Annotated in this window: 24 protein-coding genes; 17 read left to right on the top strand and 7 right to left on the bottom strand. The window is 60.2% G+C overall.

Annotated features, from left to right (window positions below; all coding sequences use genetic code 11):
* Nucleotides 1-185 precede the first annotated feature (185 nt).
* The 4 genes from ACFE70_RS14865 to ACFE70_RS14850 form a co-directional block, all read right to left on the bottom strand.
* Nucleotides 186-1,364, bottom strand: coding sequence for a hypothetical protein (locus tag ACFE70_RS14865; protein WP_375418553.1), 1,179 nt, complete (start codon nucleotides 1,362-1,364; stop codon nucleotides 186-188).
* 603 nt (nucleotides 1,365-1,967) lie between these two features.
* Complete coding sequence (locus tag ACFE70_RS14860) at nucleotides 1,968-2,570, bottom strand: XrtX-associated membrane protein (RefSeq protein WP_375418552.1); 603 nt, start codon at nucleotides 2,568-2,570, stop codon at nucleotides 1,968-1,970.
* A complete protein-coding gene (gene xrtX, locus ACFE70_RS14855; protein ID WP_375418551.1) occupies nucleotides 2,485-3,066 on the bottom strand; it encodes an exosortase X in 582 nt (193 codons plus the stop codon). Before xrtX ends, ACFE70_RS14860 begins: the two co-directional genes overlap by 86 nt.
* 100 nt (nucleotides 3,067-3,166) lie before the next feature.
* Nucleotides 3,167-3,379, bottom strand: coding sequence for a PID-CTERM protein-sorting domain-containing protein (locus tag ACFE70_RS14850; RefSeq protein ID WP_375418550.1), 213 nt, complete (start codon nucleotides 3,377-3,379; stop codon nucleotides 3,167-3,169).
* 244 nt (nucleotides 3,380-3,623) lie between these two features.
* Here ACFE70_RS14850 and ACFE70_RS14845 point away from each other — a divergent pair, with 244 nt between their 5' ends.
* Together ACFE70_RS14845 and ACFE70_RS14840 are read left to right on the top strand one after the other, a co-directional pair.
* Nucleotides 3,624-4,634 (top strand): AAA family ATPase, encoded by a 1,011-nt coding sequence (locus tag ACFE70_RS14845; RefSeq protein WP_375418549.1) that lies wholly within the window; start codon nucleotides 3,624-3,626, stop codon nucleotides 4,632-4,634.
* 88 nt (nucleotides 4,635-4,722) lie between these two features.
* A complete protein-coding gene (locus ACFE70_RS14840; protein ID WP_375418548.1) occupies nucleotides 4,723-5,061 on the top strand; it encodes a class I SAM-dependent methyltransferase in 339 nt (112 codons plus the stop codon).
* A 29-nt stretch (nucleotides 5,062-5,090) separates the two neighbouring features.
* On the opposite strand, the gene ACFE70_RS14835 is transcribed toward ACFE70_RS14840, so the two are convergent.
* Complete coding sequence (locus ACFE70_RS14835; protein WP_375418547.1) at nucleotides 5,091-5,807, bottom strand: pyridoxine 5'-phosphate synthase; 717 nt, start codon at nucleotides 5,805-5,807, stop codon at nucleotides 5,091-5,093.
* A 125-nt stretch (nucleotides 5,808-5,932) separates the two neighbouring features.
* Here ACFE70_RS14835 and ACFE70_RS14830 point away from each other — a divergent pair, with 125 nt between their 5' ends.
* The 15 genes from ACFE70_RS14830 (at nucleotide 5,933) to ACFE70_RS14760 (ending at nucleotide 20,803) form a co-directional block, all read left to right on the top strand.
* Complete coding sequence (locus ACFE70_RS14830) at nucleotides 5,933-6,949, top strand: hypothetical protein (RefSeq protein WP_375418546.1); 1,017 nt, start codon at nucleotides 5,933-5,935, stop codon at nucleotides 6,947-6,949.
* A gap of 60 nt (nucleotides 6,950-7,009) precedes the next feature.
* Entirely contained in the window at nucleotides 7,010-7,474 is a 465-nt protein-coding gene (locus ACFE70_RS14825; RefSeq protein WP_375418545.1) for a GatB/YqeY domain-containing protein, read from the top strand.
* A 109-nt stretch (nucleotides 7,475-7,583) separates the two neighbouring features.
* Entirely contained in the window at nucleotides 7,584-8,105 is a 522-nt protein-coding gene (locus tag ACFE70_RS14820; protein WP_375418544.1) for a CvpA family protein, read from the top strand.
* Between the two features lie 49 nt (nucleotides 8,106-8,154).
* On the top strand, nucleotides 8,155-8,769 hold the full coding sequence (locus tag ACFE70_RS14815; protein WP_375418543.1) for an anthranilate synthase component II: 615 nt from the start codon (nucleotides 8,155-8,157) through the stop codon (nucleotides 8,767-8,769).
* A 100-nt stretch (nucleotides 8,770-8,869) separates the two neighbouring features.
* Entirely contained in the window at nucleotides 8,870-9,646 is a 777-nt protein-coding gene (locus tag ACFE70_RS14810; protein WP_375418542.1) for an alpha/beta fold hydrolase, read from the top strand.
* 209 nt (nucleotides 9,647-9,855) lie between these two features.
* The gene (locus ACFE70_RS14805) at nucleotides 9,856-10,524 is read left to right on the top strand and encodes a CBS domain-containing protein (protein ID WP_375418541.1); all 669 of its coding nucleotides are present in this window, start codon (nucleotides 9,856-9,858) and stop codon (nucleotides 10,522-10,524) included.
* A gap of 6 nt (nucleotides 10,525-10,530) precedes the next feature.
* Complete coding sequence (locus ACFE70_RS14800) at nucleotides 10,531-12,039, top strand: POTRA domain-containing protein (RefSeq protein ID WP_375418540.1); 1,509 nt, start codon at nucleotides 10,531-10,533, stop codon at nucleotides 12,037-12,039.
* A 24-nt stretch (nucleotides 12,040-12,063) separates the two neighbouring features.
* Nucleotides 12,064-12,957 carry an NAD kinase gene (locus tag ACFE70_RS14795; RefSeq protein WP_375418539.1) on the top strand — a complete coding sequence of 298 codons (894 nt, stop codon included), beginning with the start codon at nucleotides 12,064-12,066 and terminating at the stop codon, nucleotides 12,955-12,957.
* Nucleotides 12,958-13,045: 88 nt separating this feature from the next.
* Nucleotides 13,046-14,041 (top strand): hypothetical protein, encoded by a 996-nt coding sequence (locus ACFE70_RS14790; protein ID WP_375418538.1) that lies wholly within the window; start codon nucleotides 13,046-13,048, stop codon nucleotides 14,039-14,041.
* A 42-nt stretch (nucleotides 14,042-14,083) separates the two neighbouring features.
* Entirely contained in the window at nucleotides 14,084-14,839 is a 756-nt protein-coding gene (locus ACFE70_RS14785) for a DUF6089 family protein (protein WP_375418537.1), read from the top strand.
* Between the two features lie 100 nt (nucleotides 14,840-14,939).
* A complete protein-coding gene (locus ACFE70_RS14780; protein ID WP_375418536.1) occupies nucleotides 14,940-15,686 on the top strand; it encodes an isoprenyl transferase in 747 nt (248 codons plus the stop codon).
* 17 nt (nucleotides 15,687-15,703) lie between these two features.
* A complete protein-coding gene (bamA, locus tag ACFE70_RS14775; RefSeq protein ID WP_375418535.1) occupies nucleotides 15,704-18,223 on the top strand; it encodes an outer membrane protein assembly factor BamA in 2,520 nt (839 codons plus the stop codon).
* A gap of 40 nt (nucleotides 18,224-18,263) precedes the next feature.
* Nucleotides 18,264-18,962, top strand: a complete 699-nt coding sequence (locus ACFE70_RS14770; RefSeq protein WP_375418534.1) for an OmpH family outer membrane protein — start codon at nucleotides 18,264-18,266, stop codon at nucleotides 18,960-18,962.
* Between the two features lie 24 nt (nucleotides 18,963-18,986).
* Nucleotides 18,987-19,664: an OmpH family outer membrane protein gene (locus tag ACFE70_RS14765; RefSeq protein ID WP_375418533.1), complete on the top strand. Its 678-nt coding sequence runs from the start codon at nucleotides 18,987-18,989 to the stop codon at nucleotides 19,662-19,664.
* A 77-nt stretch (nucleotides 19,665-19,741) separates the two neighbouring features.
* A complete protein-coding gene (locus tag ACFE70_RS14760; RefSeq protein ID WP_375418532.1) occupies nucleotides 19,742-20,803 on the top strand; it encodes an RluA family pseudouridine synthase in 1,062 nt (353 codons plus the stop codon).
* An 81-nt stretch (nucleotides 20,804-20,884) separates the two neighbouring features.
* On the opposite strand, the gene ACFE70_RS14755 is transcribed toward ACFE70_RS14760, so the two are convergent.
* Complete coding sequence (locus tag ACFE70_RS14755; protein WP_375418531.1) at nucleotides 20,885-22,525, bottom strand: tetratricopeptide repeat protein; 1,641 nt, start codon at nucleotides 22,523-22,525, stop codon at nucleotides 20,885-20,887.
* A gap of 46 nt (nucleotides 22,526-22,571) precedes the next feature.
* The gene (locus ACFE70_RS14750; protein WP_375418530.1) at nucleotides 22,572-23,582 is read right to left on the bottom strand and encodes a PstS family phosphate ABC transporter substrate-binding protein; all 1,011 of its coding nucleotides are present in this window, start codon (nucleotides 23,580-23,582) and stop codon (nucleotides 22,572-22,574) included.
* Nucleotides 23,583-23,759: the final 177 nt, after the last annotated feature.

Below are 23,759 nucleotides of genomic sequence, written 5' to 3'. Positions count from 1 at the left end.
CGAGTTGTATAAAGCTATTTTACTGTTTATTTTCTACAATTGCATAATGTGTTGGGTATTCCCGTCTCTGGTATAAAGGAATGCCAACCCAAAGTGCCTTTCCTGCGTCGCAGGAAAGGCACTTTGGGTTAATGGGCGCGGCCCGCACTGCCGTCAGGAGCCTCAGGGCTGTGCTAAGGACAACCTTAATCCATGAAATGCAAAGTCACCAGGACAAAGTGGATAGCTTTGGGTATCACAAGCCTGATGAAGGTGTTGTACGTCATGACCAGGCGTAGATTTTTGCTGGCCCAGTCATAGATATTCACGCAAGCCAGCGACAGGCTCAGGAAAATGGCCAGGGCAACAAAGTAGGCCGCGCCATCGGTGCGCACCTGGGGGAAGATGAAAAGCAGCATATTCCCGTAGAGGAAAATGATGAAGGTGTTGCCGCCGTAGTAGCTTATCCACTCCTTAACCTTGCTGCCCAGAGGCCACACGATAAGCCAGGAAACAGCCCAGAAACAGAGAAAAGAAATAACCCCGAAGGCGAAATACACGTGGCTGTTGTGCGCCCGGTAGGTTTTGGTAGAGGCCATGAGGATGGCGAACTGGTCGGCGCCGAGTTGGTAAATCTCGGCACCCACGGACGCCACCGAGAGCAGCGCCAGGAAAATGAGCAGGTAGGCCCGAACGTCGAGCTTGCGGGTGGCGGTGTAGCTGGCAGCAAGGCCCCCGAACGTGACGAGCACTAGCGAATGAATAATACTGGGGCCCATCTTGTTGCCTATTCCAAAAAACGTTTCCCCCAGGAGCCCAAACGGGTTGGGGAGCGCTATGCCGGAGGCTTTGACTGCTTCGGCCAGCAGCACCAAGATTAGTATCACACTAAGCTCGGTGAGCAGGCCAAATTTGAACCGGGTCCACATCAGCAGAAAGACGACCGGAATCAGGAAGGTGTAGTACTTGAAAAGGAACGCCTTGCCATCTTCACTGTAAACAAACAAGCTGGTACCCAGGTACGTCTTGAAGGTGCCGCCGCCCTGCGTATAGATAGCCAGGCCGGCCAGGGCAAGGAAGGCCAGATAGCAGATGACGGTTCTGGTCATCATCTTTTCCAGCACCACCAGCGGCCCCTTGGCCCGCCAGAGGCGGGCATAGACGTATTCAAGCATAAAGCCAAACACGATGAGCAGCACCGACATGGACGTGCGGGTGACCGTAATGTGGTAGGGCAGCTTGACCAGGTTCAGGCCTTGCGTTGCGGTTGGCTTGTACAACTCGTAGCCAACGCCTTGCGCAACCCGGAAGTGCGCGGTCAGGGCCAGCAGAACAAAGAATAACCGAAGCAGGTCGAAGCTTTCGAGTCGCTTGGAAGTTGGCATGGGGGTAGGTTTCTGGGTTTGCCCTGCTTGTGGCGGACATGTGAGGGTTTTAAAAAAACTAGACAAAAAGTATTTCATATAAATTATATTTTTAATCAAAAAAAGTACCGACCGCTCTGCCACGCATTAGCTTTATTGAACACCACCAGGAGAGGTAAATGAATTTGTATCACTGACGCATTGCGCGCCGCGCACCAGTTACTGAGTGAGGTATGCTAGTGGCTGAGGTACAAGCACAGAGGAAATGCTCGATTGATGAGGCGACCTATGAAAAAGAAGTTGGCTTAGCTGCTCTCAACTGCTTGCAATCAGGAAAGAACAACTAGCAATCGCAGCCTGAATTGCGGCTGCACAGGCTGAGCAAAGCCAGTCTGGCGGCATACAAATGCCGTGCCGCGTGCCACCTGAAAAAATAGGGACGAAGCAGCCTCATGCTTTAATGAAAAAGCCTCGGCCATTAATCAGAAAGGGGGTTTACGTGAGCGAGCTTGCGCTAGTGAACAGCGCCGGGCAGCCCTTTTCGAGCAGCAGCCACCAGGCGTCCTCATCATGGCCGGTACGGGGGGGCTTACTGCTGCGTAATCCGAGCCGGCGCCTTGATTTTTAGGCTGAGTTCTCGCTGGCTTGCTCCTGCGCGGCCGGCCGCGCGCCGCGCAGCAATGCCACCAGCGCCAGCACCGGCACCGGCGACACGAGAAAGCTGAGCAGGTGCCGGCTCAGGGGGTAAGCCCACGACAAGCCCCCCAGCCTGCTGCCGAGCTGCAAGAGCACGTAGCCCAGCAGCACGCCTCCATAAAGGCGCAGAGCCAGCCGCCACTGCCCCGCCTGCGGCAGCAGCAGGCGCAGCAGCAGCAGGCAAACACCGAGGTAGAAGCCTACGTAGCTCAGGCCGGGCAATGAAGGCCGGTGGGACTCTTGGCGCTGGGCCGCGGTTTGCAGGGCCGCGGCCTGGGGGTCCAGGTGCAGGGCGGCGAGCAGGGTTTGCCAGGCGTCGCTCAGCAGGGCTAGCACCGGCTCATCATAGACGCCAATGGCCAGCAGCACCCCGAACAAAGCCAGCACCGCCGCCCGGCGTGGCCAGCGGGAGGCCGGGCCTGCCGACGCGGGGGGGGGTAGGGAATCAGGCACGGCCGACGCCAGCAGGCTGCGTAGCGGCCGGCGCCAGCGGTCCGGCCAGCCGCCGCGCCCACAGCATCCAGAGGCCAAAGATGGCGGCGTACACCACGAAGCTGAACGTGTAGTGGTGGTTGAAGTCGAGCGTGCCGGGCGCGTAGTGCTGATTGAGGGCCAGCCCCGCCACGCGCAGCACGTTCAACAGGTAAATCAGCCCAACGCCCACCGGAATGTACCACAGCTTGCGGGCCGCCGGGCCGGGGTAGGCGATGACGAAGCCGGCAAACAGACAGTATAAAACCAGGCCGTTGCAGGCGGGCCCCACGTGCACGGCCGCCCGCCCCCCCAGATACAGCAGCTGCGGCTGGGGGGGGTAGGCGGCGGCCGAAAAGCCAAGCAGCCGCAGGGCTGCTGCGCCGCTGCCGGCAATCTGCCCGCAAAGGAGCCGGTCGAAGCGGCCATCAACGGCCAACGTCTGCTCGTAGCCGAAAAACCAGACCAGCAGCAGGGCCGCCGCCACCAGCACGAACCGGCGTACCAGTCCGGCCGATGACGACGGGTAGGAGAGTGGGGTAGGGGCCGGAAGCAAAGCGAGCAGCTAAAAGAATATATCACAGGAGCCTGAAAGCAGTTTTCCCCGCCAGAGCGGTTTGCCCGGTCAGGCAAGCCGCTTTGGCGGGGAAGCCGGACTACGCCGAGCGCCGTCGGCGCAGCTTCTTGAGGCCGTAGGCCACGCCACCGGCTAGCAGCAGCGCCGCGCCGCCGTCAACTGGCACGGCGGTCGGGGGGGTAGAGGGCTCGGGGCCACCGCTCGGCGGCTGGGTTTGGGCCAGGGCCACACTGCTCACGGCTACGGTCAGGGCGGCGGTCAGAGCTGCTTTAGCGGGAAGAAATGCCTTCATACGACTTGCGAATAAGTGGAAAAGAAGAGAAAAATGTTGATTAGGTATGACAAAGCTAACCGCGAACGCAGGTTCAAAGAGCTGCGCGCCTAAATTACAAGCCGCCGGCTGACCGGCAATCGAGCACCCAACTGCGGCCATCTGCGGCCGGTCCGGTCCGGCGGCGGGCGTAAATACGGCGCGGGCCCGCTTTTCTTGTTCTTACCTTCGGCTTGCTTACGAAGTCTTTTTTGACGCTAGATATATGCTTGCTCCGCAATCTTCGGCCTCCGCTGCCGGCGCGACGCCGGCCCCAGCGGCCGATTACCGCCCGCTTATCGGGCGGGTTTATCAGGAGATGGGCAAGGTGGTAGTGGGCCAGCAGGCGCTGCTCAGCCGCCTGCTCATCGGCCTGTTTACGGGCGGCCACGTGCTGCTGGAGGGCGTGCCGGGGCTGGCCAAAACCCTGACTATCTCGACGCTGGCCAGGGTGCTGCACCTGCACTTTCAGCGCGTGCAGTTCACCCCCGACCTGCTGCCCTCCGATTTGGTCGGCACCATGATTTACAACCAGAACCAGTCGGTTTTTGAGGTGAAGAAAGGCCCCATCTTCGCCAATCTGGTGCTGGCCGATGAGGTGAACCGCTCGCCGGCCAAGGTGCAAAGTGCCTTGCTCGAGGCGATGCAGGAAAAGCAGGTCACCATCGGCGACACGACCTACCCGCTCGATTTGCCGTTTCTGGTGCTGGCCACCCAAAACCCGGTGGAGCAGGAAGGCACCTACCCCCTGCCCGAAGCGCAAGTCGATAGATTCATGCTGAAAGTGCACGTTGACTATCTAAAGAAAACCGACGAGCTGGAGGTGATGCGCCGCATGGCCAACCTGAGCTTCACCGACGACGTGCAGCCCATTCTGACGCGCGATGATATTTTCGGTATCCGCCAGCAAATCAATCAGGTGCAGATTTCCGATACGCTGGAGAAGTACATCATTGAACTGGTGTTTGCCACCCGCCGGCCCGCCGACTACGACCTGCCCGAGTTCGGCCAGGCCGTGCAGTTTGGCGTCAGCCCTCGCGCCAGCATCGCCCTGCACCGCGCCTCCAAGGCCGTGGCCTTCCTCGATGGCCGCGACTACGTGCTGCCCGAAGACATCAAGGACGTGGCCCAGGACGTGCTCAATCACCGTATTTTGCTCACCTATGAGGCCGAGGCCGACGGCATCCGGTCGCGGGATTTGATTGAGGCCATCCTGCGCAAAGTACCGATTAGCTAAGCCCGCCGCCGCCCTCATGTTCGCCCGCTTTCCCAAAGCCCTACGTCCCCTGCCCCAGCTCGCGCGCAATCTTTGGTTGCTGAATTAGGTGTCGGCAGTCAGGTTGCCGGTGGTGCCGCTGGCACATTTCCTACCCCCCACCGGCCCGCACAGCGTACAGCCGTTCGCGTTTCGGGAGGGTGACTCGCGGCCCACCGACCTGCTGCTACTGCGGGGGCTGTCCGCCACCCTCGGCCTGGCCGGCCTGGGACAGCCGTCCGACCTGATTATTATCGACGGCGACCACCGTTACGAGGCTGTGCGCACCGACACGCGCCGCGTATTTGAGCACTTGGCGCCCGCGCAAGCGGTAGTCGTGTGGCCCGGCGCGGGCTGGCCTACCCCCCTAAGTAGGCTTGAAGTGGAAATAAAAGAAATGAGGGGGTAGGAATTTAGGTGCGAGCCGCTCAGCTTAAGCTACTTAAGCTGCCGCTTATACAGTTGCACCGTGTTTTCCAGGCCCAGGTACAGCGCGTCGCAAACGAGGGCGTGGCCGATGCTGACTTCGGCCAGTTCCGGGAGCTGCTGCTTGAGAAAGGCTAGATTGTCGAGGTCGAGGTCGTGGCCGGCGTTGACGCCCAGGCCCAGCTTGCCGGCGCGGGCGGCGGCGGCGCGGTAGGGCGCCACGGCCGCCTCGCGGTCAGCCAGGTAGCCGCGGGCATAGGCCTCGGTATACAGTTCAATCCGGTCGGTGCCGGTGCTGGCGGCGGCGGGCACCAGCGCCGGGTCGGGGTCGAGGAAGATGCTGACCCGGCAGCCCAGGCCCTTCAGCTCGGCCACGATGCCGCGCAGATATTCCTGCTGGCCCATCACGTCCCAGCCGGCGTTCGAGGTGAGGGCGTCGGGCGCGTCGGGCACCAGCGTGACCTGCTCCGGGCGCACCTGGCGCACCAGGTCCAGAAAATCGGGGGTAGGGTTTCCCTCTACGTTCAGCTCCGTGGTGACCAGCGCTTTAAGGTCTAACACGTCCTGGTAGCGGATGTGACGCTCGTCGGGCCGCGGGTGCACCGTGATGCCCTGAGCGCCGAACCGCTCGATGTCGCGGGCGGCTTGCAGCAAATCGGGGCGGGCGTGCTGGCCGCGGGCGTTGCGCAGGGTGGCAATTTTGTTGATGTTGACGCTGAGCTTAACCACGGGGAGTAGGAGAGTTAGAAGACGGGTTGCGGTGAGTGAGCCAGCAAGCTGGCTGGCTTGCCCGGCGCTGCAAGGTACATTTGCCGCTGCGCCGCGCTTTTCCAGTGCTCCTTCTCATCCAGTTTATGACTGCCCCTCATTCCTCATTCGCTCGGCTAGGTCCGCTGGTCCTGTTTGGTTCGCTGCTGGTGCTGGGGGTAGGGATTGAGCACACTATCGTCGGGCGTGCCGATTTCAGTCAGCACCCCGCCTTGCCAATTGGCGTCGCCTGCGACTTGCTGCTGGTGCTGCCAGCGTTGTTCTACTGGTGCGTGGTGCGGCCCTACAAATTACCCTTTAGCACCTTGGCAGCGGCATTTGGCGGCGGGCTGGCCCTGAGCCACTGGCTGCTGCCAACGGCCAGCCTGGCAATACTAGCCTGGGCGGGCCGGCTAAGCGCAGGGCTGGAAGCGGTGGCGGTAGGCTATGCTGCGGTGCGGCTGCGGCGTATTCGGCGGGCCTATCAGGCTGCCCGGCAGTATTCAACCGACTTTATTGACAATCTGCACGTGGCTTGCCAGCCGGTGTTGGGCCGCTTGACCGGGGGGCTGGTCAGTGAAATCGCCTTGTTTTACTACGCCTTGCTGGGCGGTTGGGCGCAGCCCGAAGTGCAGCCCGGCGAACAGGTGTTCAGCAACTACCAACGGTCGGGCTTTACGGCGCTGCTCGCCACGCTGGGCGGATTAGGACTCATCGAAGCGGCCGCCGCTCATCTAGTGCTGGGACACTGGTACCCGCGCGGCGCTTGGCTGCTTACGCTCCCGAGCCTGTACACGCTGCTCTTTCTGGTAGCCCACGGCTGGGCCGCGCGGCTGCGGCCGGTGACGGTGTCGGCGCGGTCGCTGGTGGTGCGCACCGGCCTGATGTGGCGGGCTGTCATTCCCAGAGCCCAGGTTCTGGCTGTTGACCTGCTCAGCGAAGCACCTACGCCGGCGGCCGATTGCCTCAATGCCGCCGCGCAACTCCTGACGCCCCCCAATCTGCTCCTCACCCTGGCTGCGCCGCAAGTAGTGCAGGGTCCCTATGGGCTGCGTCGCAACGTTAGCCGGCTGGCTATCTATGTGGATGAGCCGGCGGCCTTGCAGCAAGCACTTTCAGCTTAAGCCAACTGCTGGCCTAAGCTGAAAAGCGGTTGATTTATTTACTCTCTAATCCCTCCCAAAATGCCCCTTAAAGACACCATCGACGCCGCCATCAAGCAAGCCATGCTGGCCAAAGACCGAGTGCGCCTGACTGCCCTGCGCAGCATCAAGTCCCAAATCATGCTGGCCGAAACCGCCGAGGGCGCCAGCACCGGCAGCCTCAGCCCCGACGCTGAGCTGAAGCTGCTCAACAAGGCCGCCAAGCAGCGCCGCGACGCGGCCACTATTTATAAGGAGCAGTTTCGCTCCGAGCTGGAGGAAAACGAGCTGGCTGAGCTGGCCATCATCGAGGAGTTCCTGCCCCAGCAGCTTTCGCAGGAAGAGCTGGAAGGCCGGCTGGTCGAAATCATTCAGCGCGTCGGCGCGCAGGGCCCTTCTGATTTGGGCAAGGTGATGGGCGTGGCCGCCCGCGAGCTAAGCGGGCAGGCCGATGGCAGCCGCATCTCGCAGGTCGTGAACCTGTTGCTGAACAACACCAACTTTTAAATCAGTTGGCAGTGAACAGTTAGCAGGGAGCAGTTAAGCTTTCGTGCGGATAAGGTTTACAAATTCTCCAGCAACTGCCAACTGTTCACTGCTAACTGTTCACTAAAAAATGACTGCCCTTGACCTGCTTTTGCTCTTGCCGCTGGGGGTAGGGACCGTGCAGGGTTTCCGCCGCGGGCTGGTGCTGGAAGCCGTCTCGCTGCTGGCCTTCGTGCTGGGCGTGGTGGGCGGGCTAAGCTTGCTCTCGGCGGCCGTGCCCGTGGTCCGGGAGTACGTGGGCGAGGCATTTGGGCTGCTGCCGCTGGTCTCGTTTCTGCTCGTGCTGGTGCTGATAATGTGGGGCGTGCACCTGCTAGGCGGCCTGGCCAAAACGGCCGTGCACCTGACGCCCCTCGGCGTGCTCGACAACCTGCTGGGCGGGGCTGCCGGCGCCCTGAAGTGGCTGCTGGGCCTGAGCCTGCTGCTCCACGGCCTGAGCCTGAGCGGCGTGCAGCTGCTCTCGTCGGGCGTGGCAGCGGGCTCGCAGGTGCTACCGCTGGTACGGGCCGCTACCCCGCTGGCCCTGCAAATCACGAGCTACGTGCTGCCCTTCGCCAGCGGCCTGCTGACCCGGCTCAAGGCTGCGATGTGAATGACAAATTATGATCAGCGTCAATCTCTTCTTCGTAATTCGGTCACTCGTGAGATTAGTGAAAATTCTGCTGCTCGATAATTTCGATTCCTTCACTTTCACGCTGGCCGACTACCTGCGGCAACTGGGAGCCGAGGTGCTGGTGCGGCGCAACGACGTGCCGCTGGCTGAGCTGCGGCAGCTGGATTTCGAGGCCGTAGTGCTCTCGCCGGGTCCCGGCACGCCCCGCGAGGCTGGTACGCTGCTGGCCGTTATTGCGGCCTATCATCAGCAAGTGCCCATGCTGGGGGTTTGCCTGGGTCATCAGGCGCTGGGTCAGTACTTCGGGGCCACCCTGCGGCGGGCGGCCCGGCCCATGCACGGCAAGGTGTCGGAAATGGAGTGGGAAGGGGAAGGGCCGCTGTTCGCGGGCCTGCCCAGGCGCCTGGCCGTCACGCGCTACCACTCCCTGGTGCTGGCCGATGAGCTGCCGCCGGTGCTCGAAGCGCTGGCCTACACCACGGGCCCCGCACCGGAGCTGATGGCCCTGCGCCACCGCACGCTGCCGCTGGCCGGCGTGCAGTTTCACCCCGAAGCGCTGCTCACCACGCACGGGCGGGTCATGCTCGCCAATTGGGTGCGCAGTTGTAACATTGTGAAAACGGGTGCGCGGGAGCTGAGCTGATAAAGTCACGAAGCAGTCGGGCAGCTTATGGCCTCGTTCTGCCAGTGTTTCCCCAAATCCCTACCCCCCTCCCTCTTATCTTACTCCTCATCACTGACCGATGACGACCCACCAGCACCACGGATATGAGTATGTTGACGAAGGCCGGGGGCCGGTGCTGCTGCTGCTGCACGGGCTGTTTGGCGCGCTCAGCAACTGGCAGGATGTGGTAGACGAATTTCGGGCCGACTACCGGGTCGTGATTCCGCTGCTGCCCATTTATGACATGCCGCTGGCGCAGGCCGGCGTGCCGGGCCTGGTCAAGTACGTCGAAGGGTTCGTGGCCGCCATTGGCCTGCCTGACTCGCTGACCGTGCTGGGCAACTCGCTTGGCGGGCACGTGGCCCTAGTGTATGCGTTGCACAACCCCGACCGGGTGGCCCGGCTCGTGCTCACGGGCAGCAGCGGCTTGTTCGAGGATAGCATGGGCGGCTCATTCCCGAAGCGCGGCAATTACCAGTTCGTGCAGGAGCGGGTGCGCTTTACCTTCTACGACCCCACTATTGCCACCAAGGAGCTGGTCGATGAGGTGTTCAGCGTCACCAACTCCAACGCCAAGTGCCTGCGCATCATTGCCATTGCCCGCTCGGCCCAGCGCCACAACCTGAGCCGCGAGCTGCGCCGCGTGGCCGTGCCCGTGCTCTTGGTCTGGGGCCTGAACGACACGATTACGCCGCCGCCCGTCGCCCACGAGTTCGCCCGGCTGCTGCCGCAGGCCACGCTGCGCTTCCTCGACCACTGCGGCCACGCCCCGATGATGGAGCGCCCCGCCGCCTTCAACCGCTGCCTGCGCCAATTCTTAAGCCAGCCGGCGCCCGTAGTTGCTATTGCGGCCTAAAAAGCAGTACTTGCCCCGGCGGTCTGATTTTTGCTCCTGACGCTGCGCCCTGAAACCCGGCGCCAGCGGCAGGCCCTACCCCCCTTGCCGCTGGCAATCTGTGTTTTCGCTGCCTTCGTAGCTTGCCTGCCAACCTTTCCGGCCCGTTGCGGGTCTTTAGAATGCGCGGCGGCTTTCCTACCGTTTTCCGCGCCTTGTCCTCGTATCATATGCTTGCCGAAGACCTTCTCAACCACATGATTCCGCCCCTCAAGGCGACGGACTCGGCGGGCAAAGCTGCCCGTTGGCTCGAGGAATTTCACGTGGGCCAGCTGCCCGTGCTCGATGAGCGCAACTACCGCGGTCTCATCACGGAGGCCGACCTGGCCGACTACGAAAACTCCGAAACCCTGCTGGCCGACCTGGACCTGGGCTTCGCCAACGTGCACGTGCAGCACGACCAGCACTTCTACCGCGTCGTGGAGCTGGCCGTCGAAAACAAGATTCAGCTCGTGCCTGTGCTCGACGAGCGCCACGAGTACGCGGGCGTCGTGACCGTGAGCGACGCGCTGGCCGCCTTCGGGCCGGCGCCGGGCCCGTCCGGGCAGGGCAGCATCCTGGTCTTGAGCATGGAGGAGCGCGACTACTCGCTGACCCAAATCAGCCGCTACATCGAGGAGAACAACGCCAAGATTATCAGTGCCCACGTCGCGCAGGACGAGCACGACCCCTACCGCATCCGGCTCACCCTCAAACTGAACGCCGACGATTTAACCCGCATCACGGCCACGCTGGAGCGGTTTGGCTACTCCGTGACGGCGCAGTTCAGCGGCTCGGCGCCGGTCAGCGACGACGAGCACGAGCGTTATGATGCCCTGCTGCGCTACCTGAGCGTGTAGGAACTGGTGCGCAAGCTGCTGCTAGTGCTAAGCCTGGGGCTGGGCGCCCCCGTGGCGGCCCCGGCGCAGGTAATCCCTACCCCCCCTGCTGCTACCAGCCCGGTGCCGGTGCGGCGCCCGCTACCGGGTGAGCGCCGCAACGAGCGCGCCGCGCCCGATACGCTGATAAGCATCATCGGCTGCGGCACCGACAGCCTGCGCCCGCTATGCGTGGCGGCCGTGCTCTTCGCCGGCAATGCTGTCACCCGCGAGCAAATCCTGCGCGCCGAGCTGGACTTTCGGGAAGGCGACTCACTGACCCTGGCCGGCTTGGCCGCCCGCCTCGAAGCCAACCGCAGCCGCCTTTTCAACCTTCAGCTTTTTCATAACGTGCGGGTGCAGGCCACCTGCCGCGCGGGGCAGCTGACGGTGCTCTTCGGCCTGGAAGAGCGCTGGTACCTGTTTCCGCTGCCCATCTTCTCGCTGGCCGACCGCAACTTCAACGCCTGGCTCGACCGCCCCGACCGCTGGCGCCGCTTCGACTACGGCCTGCGCCTGGTGCGCTACAACTTTCGGGGCCGTAACGAGCGCCTCTCGCTTACGCTTCAGCAAGGCTTTAACCGCCGCTACGACCTTTTTTATGACGCGCCTGGCTTTGGCTTGCGCCGCCGGGTGGGGGTAGGGATGGGATTTTCCTATTTCCAGAGCCGCACCCTTGACTACACCACCCGCGCCGACCGGCTGGCGGCCTACCGCAGCGAAACCAGCTTTCCGGTGCAGCGCCTGCTGGTCACGGCCGGCCTGCGCCTGCGCAGCACCGTGCAGTTCACCTCGGCCCTCGACTTTTCCTATCAGCGCCAGCAAATCAGCGACAGCGTGCGCCGGCTTAATCCTGATTATTACCTGAATGGTCGCTTGCAGCGGGAGTTTGTAGAAGTCATCTTCACCAGCACCCGCAACCAGCGCCGCACTTTCGCCTACCCCCTGAGCGGGCAGTATGTCCAGCTGCAGCTCAGCCACCGCCGGTTTCTGGACCGCGCCACGCCGCCCAGCAGCACCTTGCGGCTGCGCTATGCCCGCTACCAGCCGCTGGGCCGCGGCTTCTACAGCAGCACCGGCCTCACGGGCCAGACCCGAATCAGCCGCCGCCTCGCCTACCCCGACCGGCGCGCGCTGGGCTACGAGGCCCTGGTGCGCGGCTACGACGCCTACGTCATTGAGGGCCAGCACTTTCTGCTCGCGCAACAGGGCCTAAGCTACGAGCTGCTCAGTGCCCGCACCATCCGCCTGCCCGGCCTGCGAGACTCTAAGTTTGGCCAGCTGCCGCTAGCGCTCTACCTTAATATCTTTGCCGACGGCGGCTACGTCGCGGCGCCTACCCCCACCCCCGAAAACCAACTGCCCAACTCGCTGCTCGGCGCCGCCGGCCTTGGCCTGCACTTTGTTACGTACTACGACCGGGTTTTTGTGGTTGAATATACCCGCAACGGCCGGGGTGAAACCGGCTTTTTTCTGCGCACGTCGTTTCCCATTTAGCCGCTCACTGGCCTTCGCCTTGTTATGAAAATCGCTATTCTGGGCAAACCCATTGACGAGGCGGCCCTGCCCTACGTGCAGGCCTTGCTCGACGACCTCGCCGCCCGTGAGGTGGAGGTGCAGATTGCCGAAGTTTTCCGCAATCATCTGGCCGAGCGCCTGCGCCTGCCCACTGGCACCACTGCCTTCCGCCGTGGCGACTCGCTCGGCGGCACGCAGTTCGTGCTCAGCATCGGCGGCGATGGCACTCTGCTTGACACCGTGACCTACGTTGGGGCGTTGCAGCTGCCCATCTTAGGCATCAACACCGGCCGGCTCGGCTTTTTGGCCACCATCACGCCCGACCGCATGGCGCAGGCCATCGACGCGCTCTTCAAAGGCCACTTCACCATCGAGGAGCGCAGCCTCATCCGGGTCGATACCGACCCCGACGTGTTCGGCGGCATCAACTTTGGCCTCAACGAGTTCAGCATTCTCAAGCGCGAAACCTCGGCCATGATTGTGGTGCACACCTACATCGATGGCGAGTACTTGAACTCGTACTGGGCCGATGGTCTCGTGGTGAGTACGCCGACCGGCTCGACCGGCTACTCGCTCAGCTGCGGCGGGCCCGTGATGCTGCCGCAAACCAACAATTTTATTATTGCGCCCGTATGCCCCCACAATCTGAACGTGCGGCCCTTAATCGTATCTGACCAAAGCGTGATTTCCTTTGAGATTGAGGGCCGGGGCAGCAGCTACATGCTCTCGCTCGATTCCCGCTCCGTGCCCGTCGAGCCTACCGTGCAGATGGCCGTGCGCCGCGAAACCTTCAACGCCCGCCTCGTCAAGCTCAATCACGTCAATTTTCTGAGCACCCTGCGCAGCAAGCTGAACTGGGGACTTGACCGCCGAAACCCGGCCGGAATAGACAAGTAGGATTTAGGAACTTTTTTACATCGTTTTTCTGATAGACTCCTTTTTTATTGGATTCTGCTCTTACTTTTGTCTTTGCCGGAAAATACAATTGTCCTCCACAAAGACGTTACTTTACATTCGAAACCTATCCTCACGCTGTTTTATGAAGCAATTTCTTACCTCGTCAGCCCTGTTTCTGGGCATTGCGCTGCTGGCTTCGCCCGAGGCGGAAGCCCAGCAGTTCAGCAAGCGCAAACAGTACAATTCGGTGGGCTTCAGCCTAAACGCCATGAATTATTTTGGCGATTTGGTGCCCGAAGCTAACTTCGCCAGCTTCCGGGCCGGCGCTACCCGGCCTAACGTGTCTGTGTCCATTACCCGGCGCTTTTACCCCCGCATTTCGGGCCGGCTGGCGCTGGGCTACGGCCGTATTTCTGGCGATGATAATAAGGCTGCCAACCAGAACGACCCCGACGCTCGGTTCCGCTACCACCGCAATATGAACTTCCGCAATGATTTGCTTGAGGCGTCGGGTGTGGTGCTGGTAGATTTAATTGAAAACCGCAACAACTACCTCAAGCGGCCCGACTTCGTGCCTTATGTATTCGCCGGATTGGCTGGCTTCTACCATAACCCGAAAGGTGAAGTGAGAGCGGAAGGTATTACCAATGCACCTGTAAACACTTTCATTGCTTTGCAGCCTTTAGGCACAGAAGGACAAAAAGCCGCTGGTGGCAAGGGCGCCTACAGCAAGTACCAGGTGGCTATTCCGTTCGGTGGCGGCGTTCGGTATCGTATCAACCGTAATTTTGACGCTGGGCTGGAAATAGGCTGGCGCAAAACCTTTACAGACTATTTGGATGACGTGAGTGATGAGTACGTTGACTTCAGTGACCAAGGTGCTTTGGCACCTGGTGCTGCTCGATATTTTGGAGGTGGTATCACGCGCACCGATGATGGCAACTTTCCCGGCTTTAACGACCCAGGTGCTAAGAGAGGCAGTAAAGGAGACGACGGCAAAAGCCGCACCGACTGGTACATCCAGACTGGCCTTTCGCTCAACTACATCCTGACGCCCCGTATCAAAAACCCCAAATTCCGCTAAGCCCGCCAGGCTGGCTGTGCGGCTCACTTTACAGGCAGCTTAATGACTTTTTCGGCTTCCCCTCGCGCACTCCTCGCTGGCTTTTTGCTGGTGGGGAGTGCGTTTTTGTGCCGCCCGGCGCGGGCGCAAAACACCAGTGAGCTGGGCCTCGGCCTCGGTGCGCTCAACTACAAGGGTGAGGTTTCACCCCAGTATCAATTTAAAAACAACCGGCCGGCGCTGACCCTCTTCTACCGCCGCGACGTGTCGGCGCCGGTTACGCTGCGCGGCGGCTTCACGGCCGGCCTGCTGCGGGCCGACGATGGCAACGTGCGGGGTGTGAATGGCGGCGTTGCCCCCGTGCCGGCCGCCCGCCGCGTCGATATGAAGGGTTCGCTGCTGGAAGCCTCGGCCGTGCTGGAGTATAATTTTCTGAACTACCACGACCGCCGCGACCACCGCCATTTCACGCCCTACGGCTTTATCGGGCTAGCCGGCTTCTTCGCCAGCACCAGCACCCGCACTCAGAATGAGGGCCTGCGCGCTGACTTCGCCCGCAGCGGCAGCGTGTTCGGATTGGCCGTGCCGGTGGGGGTAGGGATTAAGTACGCGCTGTCCGAGTTCATCAACCTGGGGCTGGAAACCAGTGCCCGCAAGACGTTCACTGACCGGCTCGACCAACTCCACGACCAAACCGCGCTGCTGGTAAACCGCCACGACCAGGACTGGTACTACTATACGGGGGTGAGCCTCTCCTACACCTTCTATAAGATTCGCTGCCCCGAGCCTTATAAGAAGAACCCGAAGCTGTTGCAGTAGCAGGGTTGGCGGCCAGCAAGGGGGGTAGGGCAGGCAGGACGGTTGGTTGCGTCTGCAACCCTTTGCGTAACTTGCGGCTCTTTTAGCCATCCCCGCCGCAATGACCGCTCGGTCTGTGATTGACTCTCAAAATATTCCTGCTCACGTCGCCATCATCATGGATGGCAATGGCCGCTGGGCCAAGCAGCGGGGCGGCCTGCGGGTGTTCGGCCACCAGAGCGGCGTGACTGCCGTGCGCGAAACCGTGGAAACCGCCGCCGAGTTGGGCGTCAGCTACCTGACGCTCTACGCCTTTTCGACCGAAAACTGGAACCGCCCGGCCTTGGAAGTCAGCGCCCTGATGCAGCTGCTGGTGCACACCATCCGCCAGGAAACGGCCACGCTGCTCAAGAACAGCATCCGCCTGCAAGCCATCGGCGACACGGCCAGCTTACCCGCCTCGTGCCAGCGCGAGCTGGCCGAAGCCATGCAGCTCACCGCTAGCGGCACCCGCATGACCTTGGTATTAGCTTTAAGCTACAGCGGCCGTTGGGATTTAACGCAGGCGGCCCGGCGTTTGGCCTACGATGTAGCCAGCGGCAAGGTGCAGCCCGCCGCCGTGACCGAGGCTACGCTGGCTGGCTACCTCTCCACGGCCGGCATTCCCGACCCGGCGCTGCTTATCCGTACCAGCGGCGAGCAGCGCATCAGCAACTTTCTGCTCTGGCAGCTGGCCTACACGGAACTTTACATTACTGATTTACTGTGGCCTGACTTCCGGCGGGCCGATTTTGAGGAAGCTATCCGCGCCTACCAGCGCCGCGAGCGGCGCTTCGGCAAAACCAGTGAGCAGCTCTCGGTATCCTAACTCTTACCTTGTTTTTTGTGCGTCATTCTATTTTTAACTGGTTGATTGGTATAGCGTTGCTGCTTGGCGCGTTAGCACCGCCGGTGCAGGCTCAACAAGCCCCTATCCCCCCCGGCGCCGATGAACCCAAGCGTTACGTGCTCGGCGGCGTCACGGTGAGCGGCACCCGCTACCTCGACCCCAACACGCTCATCGCCCTGAGTGGCCTGCGCGTGGGCGACCCCATCAGCATTCCGGGCGAGGAAATCGGCAAAGCCATCCGCAAGCTCTGGACGCAGGGCATCCTCGGCGATGTGAGCGTGGGCATTGCCCGCACTGAGGGCGACAAGATATTCCTGGATTTCAACCTTAAGGAGCGCCCCCGGCTCTCCAAGTTCACCTTCGAGGGCATCCGCAAAGGGCAGGCCGAGGAAGTCGGCAAGAAGATTACGCTTATCCGCGGTAAGGTTGTGACCGATGCGCTGCTCAATAATGCCCGTACGCAGGTGCGCAACTACTTTGTTAACAAGGGTTTTCTGGACACGAAAGTAGCTATTACCCAGCGCGCTGATTCGGCCTTATCGAACAGCGTGGCCTTGGTTATTAAGGTGGACCGCGGGAGCAAAGTGAGGATTCACGACATTGCCTTCGAGGGCAACACAGCCTTTGCAGACCGCAAGCTCAAGCGGCAGCTTAAAAAAACCAAGGAGCGCAAGCCCTGGAAAATCCTGACCGCCGGCAAATTTCAAAAATCGGAGTTTGAAGAGGACAAGGAAAAGCTGATTGAGTTCTATAATGGCGAAGGCTATCGCGACGCCATCATCGTCTCGGATACGCTCACGCGCGATGCCCAGGGCTTGACCTTGGCTATTAAAGTAGATGAGGGCCGCAAATACTTCTTCCGCAACATCACCTGGAGCGGCAACTACCTCTACGACAGCCGCACCCTGGGCAATGTGCTGGGTATTAAGTCGGGTAGCGCTTACAGCAAAGAAACGCTGGATAAGCGCCTGAATTACAATCCTACGGGCCAGGATATCACCTCGCTCTACATGAACGATGGCTACTTGTTCTTCCGCATCGAGCCGGTCGAGACTAAGGTAGAAGGCGACTCAATTGACATCGAGATGCGTCTGGAAGAAGGCGTGCAGGCCCACATCAAGGATATCAATATCGCTGGCAATACCAAGACCTCGGACCACGTGCTGCGGCGCACGCTGCGCACGCTGCCCGGCGACAAGTTCAACCGCGAGCTGCTCATCCGCTCGCAGCGCGAGATTGCCACGCTCGGCTACTTCGACCCCGAAAAAATCGGGATGGTGCCGGTGCCAAATCCCGTCGATGGCACCGTAGATATCAACTATACCGTGGTCGAGAAGCCCTCGGACCAGATTACGCTTTCCGGCGGCTGGGGCGGCTACGCCGGCTTTATCGGTACGGTAGGCCTGGTGTTCAACAACTTCTCTATGCGCAAGGCCGGCAACTTCAAGAACTGGACGCCGGTGCCGGGCGGCGACGGGCAGCGCGTGGCCCTTAACATCCAGGCCAACGGCTTGCAATACCAGTCTTATTCGCTTTCATTTACCGAGCCCTGGCTCGGCGGGCGCCGCCCCAACTCGTTCTCGTTCAGCCTGAACCGCAGCGTCTCACGCTTTGGCGGCTCGGCGCTTGGTGATAACCGGGCTTCGCAGCAATTTATCAAGGTGAACAGCGCTACGTTGGGCCTGGGCCGGCAGCTGCGAGTGCCGGACGACTACTTCACGCTCAGCAACTCGCTTTCGTTTAGCCAGTACGAAACGCAGAACTACACCTTGCTGCCAGGTTTTACCACGGGTTTTGCCAACAATATTACTTTCAATACCACGCTGGCTCGCAACAGCATCGACAACCCGACCTATACCCGCCGGGGCTCGTCGCTAAGCCTAAGCCTAAGCCTGACCCCGCCCTACTCGCGCTTCAACGATAAGGCTGACCCCAACAAGCTGATTGAGTTTCACAAGTGGATGTTCGACGCGTCGTGGTTTACGCCCATCGTGGGCAAACTGGTGCTCAACACCCGCGCCCACTTCGGCTTTATCGGCCGCTATAATCCTGGCCGCGCCTACGGCCCTTTCGAGCGGTTTAAGATGGGCGGCGCGGGCTTGGGCTACGGCGGTGGCGGCAACTTCATAGTTGGCACCGACTACGTGGGTTTGCGCGGCTACGCCGACCCGAATGAGGCGTATGCCATTCCTACTGCCCAGCAAGGGCAGGCTGGTGGCATCGCCTACAATAAATACGTGATGGAAATGCGTTATCCGGTTAGTCTTAATCCGGCGGCCACGGTATATGTGCTCGCTTTTGCTGAGGCCGGCAATGCCGTAAACAGCTACCAGGAGTATAATCCATACAGGCTCTACCGTTCGGCGGGGGTAGGGGCCCGCATCTTCATGTCCGCATTTGGCCTGCTGGGCTTCGATTATGGGTACGGCTTCGACAAGGTGGTGCCGTTTCCGGGAACTGGTGACAAGCAGGAGTTTGGTAAGTTTCACTTCATCATCGGGCAGCAAATCCGGTAGCGCGGAACTGTCGGGCGGCGTTTTTTGCTTGATATAGCGTATGAGAAAGCTGATTGCCGGATTGGCCTTAGCCGCCGGACTGTTTGCCGGCCCGCTCGCCGCTATGGCGCAAAAGTTCGGCTACGTCGACTCCGAGTTTATCATGACCAAGATGCCAGCCTACGCGCAGGCGCAGAAGGAGTTGGAAACGTTGTCGCAGACCTGGCAGAAGGAAATTGAAGTCCAGCAGAAGGACCGCGACAAGCTTTATCGGAACTACCAGGCCGAAGAGGTAGTCTTGACGGAGGCCATGAAGAAGAAGCGGCAGGATGAAATTCTACTTAAAGAGCAGGAAATCAAAACCTACCAGAACAAGATGTTTGGTTACGAGGGGCAGCTTTTCAAGAAGCGGCAGGAGCTGAACAAGCCGGTGCAGGACCAGGTGTTTGAGGCTATGGAGAAGGTAGCTAAGAAGAAACAGCTCGGTATTATCTTTGACAAATCCGGGGACCTGACGATGCTCTATACCAACCCGGCTCACGACTACACGGAGTTTGTGCTGGAGGAGTTGGGCCTGGCCTCCGAAGACCAGAATCAGCCTGGACCTAAAGGGTCGGTCAAAACCGTCGCTACCCCCAAGACACCCACTGATGGCGCGTTCGAGTCGGATTCAGGTCAGCCTGAGCCGGCTACAGGAGCCAAGCCGGCCAAGCCTGCGAAGTCCGGGGGTCGCAAGCCGGCAAAGACCAGGAATAACTAATTTTGCAGTGTTACTTTTTCTCGAATGACTATTTCTTTTTTGATGAACCCCACTAAATCTTTCCGCCTGGCACTGGCTGCCGCCTTCCTAACTGCTGCAACGCTGGCCACCTCGGGCGCGCAGGCGCAGACTGCAGCCCCGGCTGCTACCACGGCTGGTCCGCTCAAGATTGCCTATACTAGCGTGCAATACGTGCTCAGCCAGATGCCCGAAAGCAAGCAGATTGAATCTGAGCTGAAAACCTACAGCGGGCAGCTCGAAGCGCAACTCAAGACCAAGACCACCAAGTTTCAGTCGGATGTGGCCGACTATCAGAAGGCGTCGGCCGGAGCGATGAGTGACGTAGTGAAGGCGGACCGCGAGAAAGACCTGAGTAGCCAGCAGCAGTCCATTCAGGAGTTTCAGCGCAACGCCGAGCAGTCGTTGCAGCAAAAGCAGCAGACGCTGCTCAAACCAGCCCTGGAGAAGCTGCAAAAGAACATTGACGTCGTAGCGAACGAGAACGGTTACACCTACGTGCTCAACTCCGATGGCGATAGCCCGCTGCTCCTGCATGGGCCCAAAGACGGTGATATCTCGGATTTGATTCTGAAGAAGATGGGTATCACTCCCACGGCCCGCAACGCGGCCCCGGCTGCTGCTGCGTCGGCTCCGCGGCCGGCGGCCCCCGCCCCTTCGAAGAGCAAAACCAAGTCGAAGTAAGGCAGCCACTCTTTAGTGCCTAAAAGTTAAGCCGGGACCTGCGTCCCGGCTTTTTTCGTATCACTTCTCGAAGCGCCATGACAACATTTCCTACCCCCCCCCCGGACGCCAGCCCCGATTATGACTTCGAGTCGGAAGGTGGCGACGAGCTGTATGAGCACCATCGCATCCGGGTGGATAAGGGGCAGGAGCTGCTGCGGCTGGATAAGTTTCTGCTGAACCGGCTGCCCAATGCTTCCCGCACCAAGATTCAGGCTGCTACTCACGCCGGCTCGGTGCAAGTGAATGGGAGCAGTGTCAAGCCCAACTATCGCATTAAGCCCGGCGATTTAATTACCATCACGCTACCCGAGCCACCGCGCGACGATAAGGTCATTCCGCAGGCTATGGACCTCGACATCCGGTACGAGGATGAGCAGCTGCTTATCGTCAATAAGCCTGCTGGCCTGGTGGTGCACCCGGCCTACGGCAATTGGGAAGGTACTTTGGTCAACGGCCTGGCGTATCATCTGCAGAACCTGCCCACGGGCCGCAACGGCGAAATCCGGCCTGGACTGGTTCATCGCATCGATAAAGACACCTCGGGCCTGCTGGTTATTGGCAAAACCGAGCTGGCTATGACGCACCTCTCGCAGCAGTTTTTTCACCACACAGTGCGGCGCCGCTACCTGGCGCTGGTCTGGGGCGCCCCCAAGGAAGTCAAAGGCACTATCACCGGGCACATTGGCCGCAGCCTGCGCGACCGCAAGGTACAAGCCGTGTACCCGGATGGCTCGCAGGGCAAGCCCGCCGTAACGCACTACGAGGTGCTGCGCAGCTTCGGGCCCGCAGCGCTGCTGGAGTGCCGTCTCGAAACCGGCCGCACCCACCAGATTCGGGCCCACATGCAGTTTATCGGGCACCCGCTGTTCTCGGATGCGACCTATGGCGGCGACAGAATTCGGTTTGGTCAGGCAACCGGCGCTTACCGGGCCTTCGTCGAAAACGCTTTTCAGCTCTTGCCTCGGCAGGCGCTGCACGCCCGCTCACTGGGTTTTGTGCATCCCACTACGGGCGAGCAGCTGCATTTCGAGGCTGAGTTGCCCGCTGATTTTGCGGCCGGACTCGCTGCCTGGGAAGCCTGGGCCGCGTCGGCTTAAGTGAAAAATGGGGGGTAGGGATTGGCTCCATAAAAAAGCCCCGCTGCATGATGCAGCGGGGCTTTTTTGCAAATAAGACGCTTAATTTTTCTTAGCTGATGCCTTGCTGGGAGCAGCACGGGCGGGAGCTTTAAGAATCTTAATATTATTGGCGGCGCCCTTGTTGTCCGGGTCAAGCGCCAACACCTGCTCAAAGTTCGTCAGGGCCGTCGCCTTGTCGCCTTTCTGAAAGTTATAGACGCCCAGGTAGCCGTAGGCTTCTACCAGGCCCGCTTTGAACTTAGCTGGGTCAGCGCCTTCTGCTTTTGAAAGCTCAACATATTTCTCGTAGTGAGGCTTAGCCAAACCTTTCTTTGCATCAGGGTCCAAGTTGGCAATATTACTGGCGCGAGCCAGATAGCCGGGACCGTAAGTGGGCCTGGCCACCTGAATGATGTTGAACACGCTGTCAGCGGCGGGGTGCTGCTTGGCGCTGCTGTAAGCCGAAGCCAGACGGAATTGGTCAGTCAAGTCAGCGTTGCAGGCCGCGTTGGCGAACTTCCCTTTAATAGTCGAAATAGCCTTCTTATAGTCTTTCTTGGCAATGTAAGCCGAAGCCAAATCATTACGCAGGTCGCAGGCCTTCGCCGGGTCAGTGGTGCCACTGACGGCTTTTTCGATCAAGGCGATACCCTCATCGGCGCGGCCGGCCTTAATCAGAATTTTGCCCTGATACACTTTATCCTCTGGCAGCACCTTGTCGGCCGGCACCAGTTTCAGATAAGCATCCATTGCCGTAGTTGCCCCTGCATAGTCGCCAGTTTCATACAAAGTGTAAGCCTTCAGGCGGTTCATGGTCAGGTTGCCAGGCTCCTTAGCCAGGGCCTTGCTGATGGCCTCCAGCGCCTCAGGATACTTTTTGGTCAAGTACAGAAACGACGCGTATTGCGCATCGGTACGAGTTGAAGGCTCCGCTAGCTCACTGAATTTCTTAATGTTAGTGAGTGCCAAATCGTATTTGCCGGCGTAGAAATACATGTCAGCCAGTTCCCGATACGCGGGCGCGTAGGTAGGCTCAATCTGAATAGCCTTTTCCAAATTTTCGCGGGCTGCGTTGAAGTTGCGGGCGCGCACACTCAGCACACCCTTGCGGAAGAAAGCGCGGGTATAGTTGGAGTTAACCGCCGTGGCACGGTCGTAGCTCGACATAGCTTCGCCACCGCCGGTGTCGGAGTGCAGATATACGTCGCCGCGGGCTACCAGCAGTGCGGGGTCAGTCAGTGGCGATTTAGAAGCTCCCTGCGCCGCCGTGTAGTACCCTACGGCCTTTGAGATATCTTTTACATCCGACTCGCCATACGCCTGCTGAATCAGGGTCAGGATGCGCGTGTCCTTGTTCTTGGTGGACTTCATGGCCGCATCAAACTGCGCTTCCGCCGCCGATTTCTGGCCTTTCGCCAGTAGCGCCCGGCCGGCGGCTACCTGCCCCACGGGCGAGGAGCCAGCGGCGCGATTGAAGTAGAAGGCAGCGGAGTCGGGCATATCGCGCAACTCATACAGGCGGCCCATTTCGTAATAGCCTTCGGGAGAAGAATCACTGCGCAACAAAGCGCGCGCCTGATTGTAGCGCTCCAGTTCGATAGCCTTCTGGGCGGCGGGTACGTTTTGGGCGATGGCAGTCGAGGTGCCGGCCGCCAAAGCTAGGGCGGCTAACAACGGCTTTTTCCAGGGCTTGAAACTCATGAGAAAGTGATTGGTGAGACGAAGTGAAGGAGAATGCCGTCGCTAATTAGAGCTTGGGCGTGGTAATGATACGGGCCTGCATTTGTGCTGGAAGAAGACCAGACTTCTGAAAGATAAGCTGACCGTTCTTTCCAGCTACGAAAGATGCAAAGCCCGTGCCTAAGCCCGTCCGCGCTTCCCGGCTAATGACGTACAGACTGCGGCGGAGGGGATAGTTCTGTAATTCAGTATGTTCAGCCAATTGAGCTGGTGTTTTCTCCGCCAGATAGGCCTGATACGGTTGAATATAGTCGGCTGGTTTCGGATTCGGACGGGCCGTGATGCTGGCTACCCGCACCTTGCTCAAAAACTTCATGGCTGCCGGGTCATCCTGGTCGGAAATCCAGTTGACCCCTACAATGCCAATGGCTGCCGGGTGGGTCGCAACGTAGTCGAGCAAGGCGGGGTTTGAGGTGGCCGCAAACACCCTGGTTGTGAGGGGGACGCCCCGCGTAAGCGAGTCGCGCACAAAGCGCGCAGTGCTGCTGCGGTTGGCATCAAACACTACGTTGATGGCACCTAGTGCCTTTTTGCCGCTCACCTGGCTCCACTGGCTGGTCTTGCCCGTGTAGATATCGCGCAACTGGGCTACCGTCAGCAGAGAGTCAGGGTTAGTGCGATTCACTACAATGGCTAGGCCATCGATACCGATGCGCGTCGTGCGGGCTGTAATTCTTTGCTTGGCAAGGTCCGCCAGCTCCTCGGCGTTTAGCTCCCGTGCTGCTATGGCCAGTTTGACTTTATCATTAATCAGGTCCAGCAGTACATTTTCCTCGGGCTGATAGCTGATACGCAAGTGCGCGTTGGGGTAGAGCTTTTGAAACGTGTCCGACTGGGCTTGCAGGATAGGAGCGAAAGTTTCGTCCACACCGATTGCTACGGTACCAGCCGTTGGTGTATCAGTAGCTCCGTTAGAATCGGATTGGCAGCTGCCCAAGCCCACCGGCAAAGTGCCAGCCATGAAGATGGCGCCTCCCAAGCTCAACGCCCTCAAAAAGGTTTGCTTAGCGAGCTTCATGCAGGGTAGAAGAGTTAGGTGGACTTGGTGATTTCCGAAAGTGGAGGCGATACGTCCGAATAAAGCGCAACACCCCATAACCGAAAAACACGGCTCCCAGCAACTGCCTTGCCGTTGAGTTGAGGGGTAGTAGGGCGCCAGCAGCACTGGGGTGACTAGCGCCTACCCAGAGCCACA

The sequence above is a fragment of the uncultured Hymenobacter sp. genome (genome assembly GCF_964243305.1).
Taxonomy (GTDB): Bacteria; Bacteroidota; Bacteroidia; order Cytophagales; family Hymenobacteraceae; genus Hymenobacter.
The sequence above is the reverse complement of the archived record's forward strand: the minus strand, read 5'-3'. Positions and strand labels throughout refer to the sequence as shown.